Source organism: Olsenella sp. Marseille-P4559, from assembly GCF_900605015.1.
In the GTDB taxonomy this organism is placed as follows: Bacteria; Actinomycetota; Coriobacteriia; order Coriobacteriales; family Atopobiaceae; genus Tractidigestivibacter.
Window position 1 is genome coordinate 142,794 of the sequence record NZ_LR027573.1, and the last position, 13,657, is coordinate 156,450.

A 13,657-nucleotide genomic window follows, 5' to 3' on the forward strand; every position below is an offset into this window, starting at 1 on the left:
GTTATCGCTTGCTGAAATGAGACAAGGGGACTGTCTCCCTGTCTCACTTTACAGGCGCTCGGCCATATCGCGTACCAGGCGCTCCGTGCCCTCCCAGCCAATGCACGCGTCGGTGATGGACTGCCCGTACACGCCACCGCCCACGGGTTGGCTGCCATCCACGAGGTAGGACTCCACCATAAACCCGCGGAAGAGCCCCGCGACGCGCTCGGAGCGCCGCACCGAGTCGAGCACCTCGTCCACGATGCGCGGCTGCTCAAGCGGCCTCTTGCCAGAGTTGTCGTGGTTGCAGTCGATAATCACCGCAGGGAACTCGAACTTCTCGGGATCGTACTTGTCCGCAAGGCGCTCGAGGTACTCGTAGTGGTAGTTGGGATACGTCGTGCCGTCCGGCCCCACGTAGCCGCGAAGCACCGCGTGCGCAAGAGGGTTTCCGGTGGTCTCGACCTCCCAGTTGCGGAAGATGAAGGTCTGCCGCGCCTGCGCGGCATAGATGGAGTTGAGCAGCACCGCTGTGGAGCCGCCCGTGGGGTTCTTCATGCCCACGGGCATGGGCACGCCGCTTGCCACCAGGCGGTGCTCCTGGTTCTCAACCGAGCGCGCGCCCACGGCAACATAGGCGAGAAGGTCAACGAGATACTGGTAGTTGGCCGGGTAAAGCATCTCGTCGGCCGTGAACATGCCCGTCGCCTCCACCACGTGCAGGTGCATGCGCCGGATGGCCTTCACGCCTTCGAGAAGGTCCGCCGGGGCATCCGGGTCGGGGTTGTGGAGCAGGCCCTTGTAGCCGGTGCCGCGCGTACGCGGCTTGTTGGTGTAGACGCGAGGTACCACAAGGAGCTTGTCCTTGACCTCATCGGCAAGCTTGGCGAGGCGCGTGACATAGTCAAGCACCGAGTCCTCGCGGTCGGCCGAGCAGGGCCCAGCCACCAGCAGGCGGCGCGAGGACTCGCCGCGGATAATGGCGGCGACCTCGGCATCGAGGGCGGGCTTTCTCGACGCCATCTCTGCGGAGAGGGGCATCTCCTCGCGAATCTCCATGGGGATGGGCAGGCGGCGCTTGAAGTGCATGGTCATGGTGGGCGGTTCCTCTCGTCGTGCTCGCGGGCTGCGCTCCGGCAAGAATTGCCACAGAGAAGGCCGCGATTTGTTCTCACACAGTATGACGTGGGCGAAGGACGGCGCATATCGGCAAGCGGCCACTCGTGCGCCTTCCGTAACATGCCCACAAGCCGCACGCCAGCAGCCGAGCGGCTGGGCATACTATGGCATGCGAGAGATGCGCCGGCTTAAGGCGCCGACACCACACCAGGCCAAGGAGGCACCATGCCCTGCACCACCATCCTTGTTGGCAAGAAGGCCAGCTACGATGGGTCGACCATCGTCGCCAGAAACGAGGACTCCGCAAACGGCGAGTTCAACCCCAAGCGGTTCTGCGTCATCGACCCCAGGGGCCGCACCAGCTACACCTCGAAGATCTCACACCTCACGGTGCCACTGCCAGAAGAGGGTGACGTACGCTACACGGCCGTGCCCAATGCCGACCTCTCCCGGGGCCTCTGGGAGGAGGCAGGCTTCTCGACGCGCGGCGTGGCCATGAGCGCAACCGAGACGCTCACGACAAACGAGCGCGTGCTGGGCGCAGACCCGATGGTCGTCTACCGGCCGGCAAAGGGAACGCCCGAGAGTGACGGCTTCGAGCCCGAGCAATCCGGAGGCATCGGCGAGGAGGACATGGTCACGCTGGTGCTGCCCTATGCGCGCTCCGCTCGCGACGGCGTGCGCATCCTAGGCGAGCTCCTCAATCGCTACGGCACCTACGAGATGAACGGCATCGCCTTCTCGGACGTCGACGAGATCTGGTGGCTCGAGACCGTGGGCGGCCATCACTGGATTGCGAAGCGCGTGCCGGACGACTGCTACGTCACGATGCCCAACCAGCTGGGCATCGATTCGTTTGACCTGGCAGACGCGCTGGGCGAGCAGAATGGGCACATGTGCTCGCCAGACCTCGCGGACTGGATGGGCCGCTTCCACCTGGACCTCACCCTGCGTGGCGAAGGCGATGACGAGATGGTCTTCAACCCGCGTGACGCGTTTGGCAGCCACTCCGACGAGGACCACCTCTACAACACGCCGCGCGCCTGGTCCATGCAACGCTTCCTCAACCCGCATGCACAGAGCTGGGACTCCCCCGAGGCGCCGCTTGGCCCCGAGTCCAACGACCTCCCCTGGGCAAGCGTGCCCGAGCGCAAGCTGACGGTTGAGGACGTGAAGCATGTGCTCTCGCTCCACTACCAGGGGACCGTCTTTGACCCCTACGGGCACATGGGCACCGAGGCCACGCGCGGCCGCTATCGTCCCATCGGCATCAACCGCAACAGCCAGCTCTCCGTGCTGCAGGCGCGTCCTTACGGGCCGAAGGCCGCACGCTACGTTCAATGGCTCGCCTTTGGCTCGAACCCATTCAATGCGCTACTGCCGTTCTACGCACAGGTGAGCCAGACGCCCGCCTACCTCGAGCAGACCGACCCCAAGCACGTCTCGACCGAGAGCTTCTACTGGGCAAACCGCCTCATCGCTGCGATGGCTGACGCCAACTACGCCGAGTGCGTGCCCGCCATCGAGGCCTACCAGCAAGACATCCAGGCCGAGGGGCAGCGCACGCTTGCGCAGACGGATGCGCACGTGGGGTGCCAGGGGCTAGACGGCGTCGCTGCGATCGACACTCTTGAGGAGGCCAACCAGCACGTGGCAGACTACGCGCGCGAGAAGACCGACGAACTTCTCGCCAAGGTCCTCTACGAGCGCAGCATGCACATGGCCAATCGCTTCGCGCGCTCAGATGCGCAAGATGAGGACAACGGCTAAGGCCACAGGGGGCGGCACGAGGGCCGCTTGGGATGGCGGCAATGGCCGCCCCCGACGCTCGCCTGGCCACAGCCGGCGAGCGGCCGAGAACCCTACGCGGCTTCGCGCTTCTCGGCAAAGCCCAGACCCAGAAGCAGGCCAAAGGCCGCAAATGCCACGGGTGCCTTAATCGCTCCATATACCACCAGCGCAAACACGATTGCCACAGAGCCCGTGGCCACCGTCGCAATCACGGGGGCGAGAAGCAAGAACCCCAGCACGACCCAACCCAGGGCGGCAAAGAGAACGCGCGGCAGGTTCGACATGCGCAGGTGCGCAATCGAACCCGCCACCAGCGCCACCAGGGCACCCGCCGAGAACGCGGCAAGGCCGGACGAGATAGCGTACAGGTAGCTCAGCGGCAGGCTCGAGAGGATCGTGGTGATGTTTGTCTCGGGGTCGGTGTTGAACCAGACGAGAAACACGACGCTCACGACAAGCGCAACGGCAAAGCAGATGACGGCGGCGAGCACGGGCCTTCTCATGGTGACCTTCATTGCCCGGGACCTCCTTACGTGTCGATAGCAGGAGGTGGCATTGTAGCCGGAAGGCATGGAGGCCTCGCGAAGGGCGCAGCCGCCCGCACGACAGCGCCTTGCGTCCTTGCGTGCGAGTCCGAATTGCACGTGGACCCACTGTCCTCACACAACCGTCTAAGATGGTGGGGCACGAATGAGCAACCCTTTGGGAGGAAGTATGGCACAGACCACAGACGGACAGCTTACGGCCGAGGTCGACGCATACGTGGAAGAGGTGTGGGAGGATGTCGTAGAAGACATCCGCACGCTCGTGAAGATCGAGTCTGTCGAGGACCTCTCGGCAGCCGAGCCCGGCAAGCCCTACGGTCCCAAGGCCAATGAGGCCCTGATGGCAGCCGAGGGCATCGCCCGTCGTCTTGACCTTGCCGTGACAGACCTCGACGGCTACATCGGCTACGGAGATGTGACCGGCAATGAGGGTGCACCCTACGTGGCCACCATCGCCCACTCGGACATCGTGCCCGTGGGGCTTGGCTGGAGCGTTCCCGCACTCGATGTCACCCGCAAGGACGGCTACCTTCTGGGCCGAGGTGTGCTCGATGACAAGGGGCCTCTGGTCCTCTCGCTCTGGGCTGCGCACTTCTTTGCCCGTCGCGTCGAGAGCATGGGCACGCCGCTCCCCTACACGCTGCGCTGCATCATTGGCAACAACGAGGAGACCGGCATGGCCGACGTCGGGCACTACCTCGCCTGCTGCTCCGAGCCGGCCTTTTGCTTCTCCCCCGACGCGGACTTCCCTCTCATCTGCGGGGAGAAGGGGCTCTACAGCGGCAAGTTCACGTCCGAACCCATAGGTGACGGTGTCATCGAGTCTCTTGACGGTGGCACCGTGTCAAACGCAATCCCCGGGCAGGCAACGGCCGTCGTGCGCGTAGACGCGGACAAGCTGCCATCGCGGGACGGCATTGACGTCAAGGCCGCAGGCGAGGGCCGCGCATGCGTGACCGCACACGGCAAGGGAGGCCATGCGTCCATGCCGGAAGGCACCGTGAACGCAATTGGGGCCCTCGCCGACTACCTCCTTAAGCATGTAGAGAACCTCACCGATGCCGAGAGGCTCTGGTTGCACCTCGAGCAGGAGGTCTGCCACGCCAGCGACGGCAAGTCCCTGGGCATCGCGGCAGCAGACGACAAGTTCGGCGCGCTCACGTGCGTTGGCGGCACCGTCCGCACGGTTGGCGACCGCTTTGTGCAGACGGTCGATTCGCGCTATCCCACCTCGACCTCGGGCAGCCGCATCACGATAGAGCTCAGGCGCTTCGCCGCTCTCTACAACGCAACGTTCGAGGAGGGGCGCAACGTTGCGCCCTTCTACATCGACCCCGTCTCGCCCGAAATCACCACGCTGCTCAAGACGTACTCCGAATACACGGGCCGCAAGGGCAAGGCGTTTACCATCGGCGGCGGAACCTATGCGCGCCACTTCCGCCGGGCCTGCGCCTTTGGCCCTCACGAGCCCCATGCAAAGGAGCCGAGCTGGGTTGGCACCGAGCACGGCGCCGACGAGGGCGTCTCTGAGGAGGGCCTCAAGCGCGCGCTCAAGATCTATATCGTGAGCATTGCACGCCTTATGGAGCTGGAACTCACCCAGCCCGAGGAGTAGCCCGTCCGCCTCAGCCGGCATCGCGCCTGTCTAACAGCTCATCTCGCCGCCAGTTGCCGCGCCCTTGTGGCCACGCGACTGGCGGCGAATCTTCACGCTGAGATACGTGCAGGCGCCGTAGAGCAGCGCATCGGTGATCGAGCTCGTTTGGACGCTGCCTAGAGAGCCTGACGAGAGGATTGCGCCCACGAGCTGGACTGCCGCATACGCGAGCGAGATGGCGGATACCCAGAGAAACGGGCGAATCTTCTCGGGTTGGTTAGCGCCTCGAAAGCCCAGGGACCCCACAATGAGGTTGACTGCCGAGGAGACAAGACCTGCTGTGAGGGCACGGCCCGCAAGCTGCCCCGCCATAAGCGATGCCGAGCCAAGCGTCACCGTTTGCGAGGGGTCAAGTTGCGAGATGGCATACCACAGGATTACCGTGATCACTGCATTTAGGGCTGCCGAGACCATGAGGACCTCGGAGAGCAGGCGCAGTGCCCGCTGGTGACCGTCGAGCAGGAAGGACTCCCCCCTCACACCCTCGTCGTGCTCGCGCTGCACGCGGTCGGCAAGCGACGAGCACACCACCACGTAGGTGATGGTCGCCGAGAGCACGATGGGATTGAAGATGAGCACGGTTCCGGCACCCCAGCTCCAGAGGATGGCCACGAGAAGCACGAGGCCAACCAGATAGCAGAGGAACCGATATGGCCCTACCCTACCGGAGCTGCGCGATGCAACAAGCCCCAACCACGCCGTCACGCAGAGCAGGACCCCGGCACCGAGAACCACTACCGCAAGGCCCAAAGGCGACCAGCCAGAAAGCGTGATGCCCGCAATGCTCAGCCCCGAATCGAAGGCATCCACCTGCCCGGTTGCGGCAGCAAAGAGCACAAGGCCGCCCGCAAGCAGGACGATCCCGCCCAAGATAGCCATCACAGCAGAGATGACGCCAAGCGTCACCTGAGCGGGCGTCTGTGGAACAGAGGTCACCTCGCCCCTCTCGCGCAGGCTATGCAAGAACGACGCCGCCCAGCCAGCCCCACCTGGGGGTGGAGGTAACGCCAAACTGGTTGATCCACGAGTCCAGGCTCTGGGTTGTGATCACGCCGCTCAGGCAGTGCCGGACGGTGCCGTTCCCCACGTAGATGCCAATGTGACCGTACAGGCGCGCGGCGGCGGAGTACGGCTCGGTGGGTACGGCAATGATCATGCCTGCCTGGATAGACGACTTGTCTGAGCTGGAGCAATACGACCAGTACATGTCGCAGGCGTTGCCACCAAACGAGCCGATGCCCGCATTGGCAAAGACGTTGGAGACCCACGCCGCGCAGTAGCCCGCACCGGTCGACCCCGTACTGTAGGTGGCGGAGATGACAGCCGCCTGAGAGCCCGAAGAGCCCGAGGGAACGCTTGCGGTGCCGCTCGCAGAGCTGCTGCTGGAAGAGCCACTTGAGGCTCGGCTGGCCGCCACGCGACGAGCCTCCTCTTGGGCGGCGAGAAGCTCGGCGTTTCTCTGGTCGATAAGGCTCTGCACGTTGGAGTTGAGCTGGCCGACGAGGTCCTGGGCCTCTTGCTGCTTGGCCTGGACGTTGGCAAGCTGGGACTCCTGGTCGCTCTTGAGCTGGCCGAGCTGGTCCTTCTGGGAGGAAAGGTCGGCCTGCTGGCTTTCGAGCGCGGCCTTGTCGTCCTCAAGCTGCGACTTCTGGACCTCGAGATCGGCCCTGAGGCTCTTGACCTCCTCGATCATGGAGTTGTCCTGCTCGGACACCTTGTCAAGATAGTAGATGTTTGATGTAAGCTCCTCGAAGGACGCCGAGGAGAGAAGCAGATCGATGGTGTTGGCATTGCCAGACTTGAACGCAGCGGCCATGCGGTCGCCGAGGACCTGCTGCTTCCCTTCAATCTCGTCCTGCTTGGCGTCGATGTCCTTCTGCTTTGCGTCGATATCGGTCTGCTTGGCCTCGATGTCGGATTGAAGCTGGTCAATCTGCGCGGAAACGTCATCGATCTTGCCAACAGTATCGGAGAGCTGCGAGGACAGGTCCGAGACTTCCTGACCGATCTGGTCGAGCTGCGACTGGGCGGCGTCAGCGTCCGACTGGGCGGCGTCGATGTCCGACTGGGAAGTTGCAAAAGCGGTGGCAGGGCTTACAAGAGCAAGTGCCCCAGCACCGATGAGCAGCCTGAAGGCATCCCTGCGCGTGACGGTACGCGCGGGGGCGAGCGCTTCGTTGGCACGTCGGCTGCTGGTGCCGCTGGTCTGCATAAGGCCTCCTGGGTACGACTGGGATACGTTTAGGTCACGGATGCCATTCTACCCGTTAGCCGCGGAGAGGACGAAAAACACACGGTGCCAAGCGGCCAGCGGCGGTGCCGACGCCAATGCCAGGGGCGCGCGAAACCGCCAGCCGCCAGTTCTACCGGTTCTCGATGCGGGCAACGTTACTGATCACAATCGAGATGCTGCCATCCTCTTGATGCGCGAAATCGATGTAGCCGGGACGCTCGGCAAGCTCGGAGGGAAACGCAATCTCCACGCCCGTATCGGTGCGGATGCGGTGCGTGCGCGTGAGTCGATTGGCCGCACCCCTTCGCACCGGCACCTCCTCGGGCAGCTCGTGCTCGCGGGTGCGCTCCTCGAAGCGCTGCGCCATCTCGGGATTGTCCTCAAAGACCTCGCGTCCCACATCGGCAGGCTGGATGGCCTCGTCGGCATCGGCACGGCGAGCCAGCGCCGCCTTCGCGCGGGAGACCTCCACGGCCGCGGTAAGGCCGTACTCCTCGGAGAGGTCCACCACGATGCTCGTGACCTCGTCGATAACCTCGTGACTCGAGGCCTCCTGAGTGCACTGCAAAAAGAGCTCCGGGATGATCTGGCGCGGCTCCCCGGCAGCGCTTCGCTCCTTGTCGTGGAAGTCGATGTCCAAGGTCTCGGCGTTGATCAGCACATACGTGTTGACCTTCTGTGTGGGGTTGGGAAGCGTGGCGTCCTGCCGGGCAATCTCGTTGCCATTCTCGTCCACCTCGTGGATGAACGCCTGCTTTCTGGGCAAAAGCACCACGGCAAAGAGGTGCGTCCCCTCGGACTCGTAGGCATCGGCAACGGCGTCCTCGTCCGCATTGGCCGAGGCTCTCATATCGCCCGTGTCCGTAAAATCCGCAACGAGAAGGTCGCACTGCTCGAGGTCCTCGGCACGTCGCAGCTCCTCCCAGAACCACTGGGCAATCTGGACGGAGAAGTCCGCAAACGACACCCGTCCAGCAAAGTACTCCTTGAGCCCCGAGGCAAAGTTGCTCTCGGGGGCAAACGTCCCGTGCTTGCTCTCGGCGCTTGAGCATATGCGGCGCAGCCTTCGCGTCACGTAGGAGCGGGTCTGGCGGTTGTCAAGGTCAAGCTCGCTTTGCGAGAAGAACGTGCTGCCGCTCTCGAAGTCAAAGACGTGCAGTATGGCATGGCCGATTCTGAGCATGGGCCTCATCCCTCCCGTGGGTCTGCCGGCGGGTGCCGGCTCAAGCACCCAAGTCTAGCGCAGGCACCGCAGACGAGACCTCTAGCCTCGAGGCTTTCTGTGCATCCTTCGTGCTACACCTCCCTGCCAGGCAAGCCACCCATGACCCCGGCATGGCAAGGGGCGGGCGCCCGGCCGGGCGCCCGCCCCAATCTCTAGAACTTTGGACTCTCCCCCTTAGGGAGGTCGCTCCCCTGTGGGATGCGACGTATGTTGTAGGCACGTGCTATCTCACAACGGCTCGACTGGTGCGAGCCCAATCTTTGTTCCTCTCGCGTAGTAGGAACCCATCTGGAGTTGTCGGCTCTTCGCCGACCGGGGAAAAACGCGCCTGCTCCTTCTGGGAATCACGTCGCCGTCTCGTTCGGCGTATCCGCGGTGCCACCATGTCGACTTTAACGTTGCGAAGGATCTGCTACCGTCTCGGGGGTGATTTCACGCATTCCGAAGCAGGCGCCTGAATGCTATCTCTTCTGTGCCCATCGGAATGCACCTCCTTGATCGGCCGTCCTTGCTGGGCGACAACCTTTAGTTACTGTCTTTATAACCAAACCGCTGGGGCCATATCATGTGATTCCTCGGCCATACCGCAAACGGTGCCATTGGCTCCGTGACGGAACGCCACGCGCGCTGCTTCGCGAAGAGTGGAATAATGGATAACTGGTGCAATTCCTGGTCCGATCCCATCCCCTTGCGCGCCTACTCCCGTCTCGCGCCCGAGCGCTCCACAATTCCTCTTGAGGTCTCGTAGGTCACCCAGAAGTAGCCGCCATAGAGCGCCAGCACTATCGCACCCGTGACGAGCGTCGGCCGCATAAAGTTGGCCATGCCCAGCGTCTCCACAACGTTCTTGATGACCCCAAGGACAACGAAGGAGTGCGCAAGGGCAAGCGCCAGCGGAAAGACAAAGTACACGGCAACCTGGAAGAGCAGGGCGCGGTCGATCATTAATCGCTCGGCGCCAAGCTCGCGAAGGATTCTATAGCGCGTGACGTTATCCGCTGCCGCGGAGAGCTGCTGAATGGCAAGGATCGAAGCGCAGGAGACGAGAAGCACAAAGCCAATGTAGATGGCTACGTAGGCAATCGTGGCCGAAATGCCAACGGACGCAGTGCGAATCTTTGTCGCTGTGGTGTAGTTGAAGTACGGCCAGGTGCTGAGCGTTGGCGCATAGGCATCGGAGAGCGAGCCCTCGGTCGGGAAGCCCTCGGTCGGGAACGCCACCTCAAGCGCATCGAGGAAGTCCTGCTCGGAGATGCCCGGGCGATACGTCACGTCGAGGACGGAATAGCTGCGTGAAAGCTGGTCTCCATGGGTCGCGAGGAATGAGTCGGGAACGACGATGGAGCACCAGGAGCCTCCATCGGTATCCGCAAAGAGGGCGACATCGTCTGCCGAGACAAGCGAGAGCTCCTCGCCAGCAATGGTGATTGACCCGCGCTTCGAGGCGATCTCGCACCAGAAGTCGAGGTAAGAGTGGCTGGTCGTGACAAGCATCGCCCGACCATCGGCGAGAGAGAGCTCCGCCTTGCCTTGCATGCGAAGGGCAGCGTTGAGCTGCGAGATGCCCATGATTCCGAGTGAGGCATCCCCTGACTGCTGGAACTGCTTGGGGATCTTCACGTCCAGACCTCCCAAGAGGGCGCTTCCCGTGAGGCCGTCGGCAGAATAACGGTCAATCTGGCAACTCTGCTCGACGTACTCGTCCCAGCTTGGTGCTGCAGCACGGATGGACGCAACCATGTCACCACCGACAGCATCCATTGCCGCCACATTATCCGGAAGCGTTTGGTCGAGAGCAACGCCGTTCTCGTCCGTCTCGGGTGACGCCGCAGACATGGCCGTGTAGGACGTAAAGGAGGCGTCGAACGGAGTTCTCTCCTCAATGCTCTGGTTCATCGAGTCTGCGATGGCAAACCCGCCGCAGGTAGATGTTATTGCCAGGAACAGAGCCGCGCACACGATCGAGATGGAGAGCCACGCACTGTTGATTCGGCTGTTGAGCTGGCGTAGCGAGAACATGTTGAGGCCACGCAGGTAGAGCCTCTTGTTCGACTGCACCGCGCGCAGGAGAAACCCCGAGAGCGAGAAGAAGAACAGCAGCGTGCCCACGCTCACGAGGAGGGTGGCAAGTCTGAACTGGCTGTCGATGTAGAGCATGCCGTTCTGGATGAGCTCGTGGTATGCGACACCGATGAGCGCCAGCGATACCACAAACAGCACGACACAGACCGGCAGGCTGCGAATCCTTGCCTTCTCGCTCACCTTGTCGGCGTTGATGAGGTCGATGAGCCCGAAGCAGGAGACGGCACGCACGTTGAACAGGAGCGTAACGGCAAACATGAGCAGAAAGCAGCCAAGCGTGGCAAGGGCTGCTGTGGGCGAGAACACGAGAGAAAAGCCCGAGATGGTCACAGCAAAGACGTGCGCGGTCACCACAAGCATAATCTGCGAGAGAAGAATTCCCGCAAGAAGCCCTACGGCAAGCGCCCCTACGCCAACAATGAGCGCCTCAAGCATCACGATGAGCGACACCTGGCCACGACTCATGCCCAAGGTGAGATAGATGCCAAACTCACGCTTGCGACGTCGGATGAGGAACTGGTTCGCGTAGACGACGAGCAGCCCCAGAACAACGGCGACAAAGACGGACACACCGCCGATGAGCCGCGAAAGCATGGCGATTACCTGGCGAGAGTCCTCGTTTAAGTCGAGCGCGGCAGATTGCTGCGTGATGGAGTTGAACGCATAGAAGACACAGATGCCAAAGACGAGGCTCAAGAAGTAGACAGAGAAGTCGCGCAGTGACCTGCGGACGTTGCCGAAGGCGATTTTAGCGAGCATCGGCGGCCTCCCCGCCCAGGAACGACACCACGTCGATGATGTGGTCGAAGAAGTGCTTTCTCGTCTTGGCTCCGCGGATGACCTCGTTGAACACGCGACCGTCCTTGATGAAGAGGATGCGTTTGGCATAGCTTGCGGCAAAGGAGTCGTGGGTTACCATCACGATGGTCGCGCCCGAAGCGTTCATCTGCTCGAAGCTCTCCAGGAGGTTTCTGGAGTTCTTTGAGTCGATCGCACCAGTGGGCTCGTCGGCGAGAACCAGCGAGGGCCGTGTGACGATGGCTCGGGCTGCGGCTACGCGTTGGCGCTGTCCGCCGGACATCTCGTAGGGATACTTTGCGAGGACGTCCGTGATGCCCAGGCGCGCTGCCACCTCGTCCACGCGGCCCTCAATCTGGGACGGCTCGATGCGATTGATCGTGAGGGCGAGCGCGATGTTCTCGCGAGCCGTCAGCGTGTCTAGGAGGTTGGAGTCCTGGAAAACGAAGCCCAGGCGCTCGCGGCGGAATCGCGCGAGCTGGCTCTGCTTGAGTTTCGTGATGTCCTGGCCTTCGATGAGGATGTGGCCAGCCGTCGGTCGGTCTATGGTCGAGATGCAGTTGAGCAGCGTCGTCTTACCGGATCCGGATGCTCCCATGATGCCCACGTACTCGCCTGTGCGCACCTCGAGTGAGACCCCATCGAGGGCCTTTGTGATGTTTCCCCTGGTACCGTAGTACTTTTCGACGTTTTGACAGGTAAGGATGGCTGGTGGTGAGGCTGATGGCGCTGCGTCTGACATGCCATCGATGGCCGGGACGGTGAATGAAGCCATATACGTTCCTTTCGCTCGTTGACATGACCATACTCGGCGAGCGCGCAGGCGACTGCCATCGATTGAGCTGCATCATACCTTGTGTTTTCGTAAGGAAACGGCGTCGGTGATTGCCGCGAGGCCCTGGCGCAGGGCATAACGTAACTACGCGTAACAAGAAATCGCAAAACTACACACAGAATTGAGGTTTTGAAGACCTCCGGTGCACTTGAGCGATAAGTGGGAAGAGACCCAGGCATCTCCGCAATGCATCCATTCAACACTCAAATGGGATAACATAATTATCCACTTGCCGATGGAAACCTATCGCTTGCCGGAAGTATCTCCAGGACAATTAAATAACCTTCATATCCTCAATTTTGCGTGTAGTTTCGCCAATCTCAGCTTCACGGAGTACATCGTGATGGGAGGAAGCCATGCAAAAGAGGTTGATTGTCGCCGGGGCTACTCTCGATCGAGCAATATCTGCCATGCATACGGGAGATTTGCTCTACGAACGCTGCCGGATAACTACTCTTCCCCCGAACTCATGCGTCAACACCCGCGAGGAGTTCGACAAAACAAGCCTTATTAATCTGCGATGGCTGTTGGATCCCGCAGAGAATGAGCCTGTCGAGCTGTTCGTGAGTTCACCGAGCGATCGAAATAACAGTGGCGCAACCAAGACCTACCTCCTCCCACAGCAACTGCCGATGGGTAGCCTGGTCCGACTAAGGGATAACATCTTCACGCTTTCACCCGAGTGCTATTTTGTGTGGAAATGCCGCCAAATCCCAGATTTGCCATCACGGCTCATGCTCTGCGATGAGCTGCTTGGCACCTATGCCCGGAAGATACCAGGCGAAAGAGGCTCGGGGTGTGCGTATTTCCTGGAGCCTCTCACCACCGCGCGAAGATTACACGCCTTCCTTCGGCGAGCCGGCGGCATGCGGGGTGTACGACCAGCGCGCGACACACTTCGCTGGGCATTGGGAAACTCCTTCTCGCCGATGGAGTCCATCCTCGCAACAGTCATCATCCTTCCCCAACGCTATGGCGGGTGGGGGTATCCGCAGCCTACTCTCAATCCGACGCTGGTTGTACCAGCCGACAAGCGACACCTCACCCATGGGGATAGCTATATGCCAGACATCGCATGGGCTGAGTTTCTGCTGGACGTCGAGTACGACAGCCGAGAGCGTCACGACACGCTGGCCGAACGACGCAAAGACGAAATCAGGAAGAGCGACATAGAAGCCTTGGGATACAAGGTCATTCCCGTCCACCCCAATGACCTGACAGACTTTGCCGAGGCCGAGAGGCTTCGCTTGAAGATTGGGGAACATCTTGTTGGCCACAAGGGAAGGACGATGCGTCAGCACCTCAAGAGGCTTGACACACCAGAGCTTGCAGAGGGCCGCCGCAGTCTGTTAGAGATGCTACTGCACGGATAGCCGGCAGCGCAAGCAAC

10 protein-coding genes are annotated in these 13,657 nt (G+C 61.9%); 3 read left to right on the plus strand and 7 right to left on the minus strand.

Annotated features, from left to right (window positions below; genetic code table 11):
• Positions 1-48: 48 nt before the first annotated feature.
• A complete protein-coding gene (locus tag E0E00_RS00675) occupies positions 49-1,077 on the minus strand; it encodes a 3-deoxy-7-phosphoheptulonate synthase (RefSeq protein WP_130810473.1) in 1,029 nt (342 codons plus the stop codon).
• A gap of 249 nt (positions 1,078-1,326) precedes the next feature.
• Here E0E00_RS00675 and E0E00_RS00680 point away from each other — a divergent pair, with 249 nt between their 5' ends.
• Entirely contained in the window at positions 1,327-2,871 is a 1,545-nt protein-coding gene (locus E0E00_RS00680; RefSeq protein ID WP_130810475.1) for a C69 family dipeptidase, read from the plus strand.
• 92 nt (positions 2,872-2,963) lie between these two features.
• Here E0E00_RS00680 and E0E00_RS00685 read toward each other — a convergent pair whose 3' ends face one another.
• Entirely contained in the window at positions 2,964-3,407 is a 444-nt protein-coding gene (locus E0E00_RS00685) for a hypothetical protein (RefSeq protein ID WP_130810477.1), read from the minus strand.
• A gap of 199 nt (positions 3,408-3,606) precedes the next feature.
• Here E0E00_RS00685 and E0E00_RS00690 point away from each other — a divergent pair, with 199 nt between their 5' ends.
• Positions 3,607-5,052, plus strand: coding sequence for a Sapep family Mn(2+)-dependent dipeptidase (locus tag E0E00_RS00690; RefSeq protein WP_130810479.1), 1,446 nt, complete (start codon positions 3,607-3,609; stop codon positions 5,050-5,052).
• Between the two features lie 30 nt (positions 5,053-5,082).
• Here the strand turns inward: E0E00_RS00690 and E0E00_RS00695 are convergent, their stop codons facing one another.
• The 5 genes from E0E00_RS00695 to E0E00_RS00715 all read right to left on the minus strand — a co-directional run bounded on the left by E0E00_RS00695 (position 5,083) and on the right by E0E00_RS00715 (position 12,174).
• A complete protein-coding gene (locus E0E00_RS00695) occupies positions 5,083-6,030 on the minus strand; it encodes a hypothetical protein (RefSeq protein WP_130810481.1) in 948 nt (315 codons plus the stop codon).
• 19 nt (positions 6,031-6,049) lie between these two features.
• The gene (locus E0E00_RS00700; RefSeq protein WP_130810483.1) at positions 6,050-7,306 is read right to left on the minus strand and encodes a CHAP domain-containing protein; all 1,257 of its coding nucleotides are present in this window, start codon (positions 7,304-7,306) and stop codon (positions 6,050-6,052) included.
• Positions 7,307-7,457: 151 nt separating this feature from the next.
• A complete protein-coding gene (locus E0E00_RS00705) occupies positions 7,458-8,510 on the minus strand; it encodes a nucleoid-associated protein (protein WP_130810485.1) in 1,053 nt (350 codons plus the stop codon).
• A 738-nt stretch (positions 8,511-9,248) separates the two neighbouring features.
• Positions 9,249-11,393 (minus strand): ABC transporter permease, encoded by a 2,145-nt coding sequence (locus E0E00_RS00710; protein WP_130810487.1) that lies wholly within the window; start codon positions 11,391-11,393, stop codon positions 9,249-9,251.
• Complete coding sequence (locus E0E00_RS00715) at positions 11,383-12,174, minus strand: ABC transporter ATP-binding protein (protein WP_130811622.1); 792 nt, start codon at positions 12,172-12,174, stop codon at positions 11,383-11,385. Before E0E00_RS00715 ends, E0E00_RS00710 begins: the two co-directional genes overlap by 11 nt.
• Positions 12,175-12,623: 449 nt before the next feature.
• Here E0E00_RS00715 and E0E00_RS00720 point away from each other — a divergent pair, with 449 nt between their 5' ends.
• A complete protein-coding gene (locus E0E00_RS00720; protein ID WP_130810489.1) occupies positions 12,624-13,640 on the plus strand; it encodes a hypothetical protein in 1,017 nt (338 codons plus the stop codon).
• Positions 13,641-13,657 lie beyond the last annotated feature (17 nt).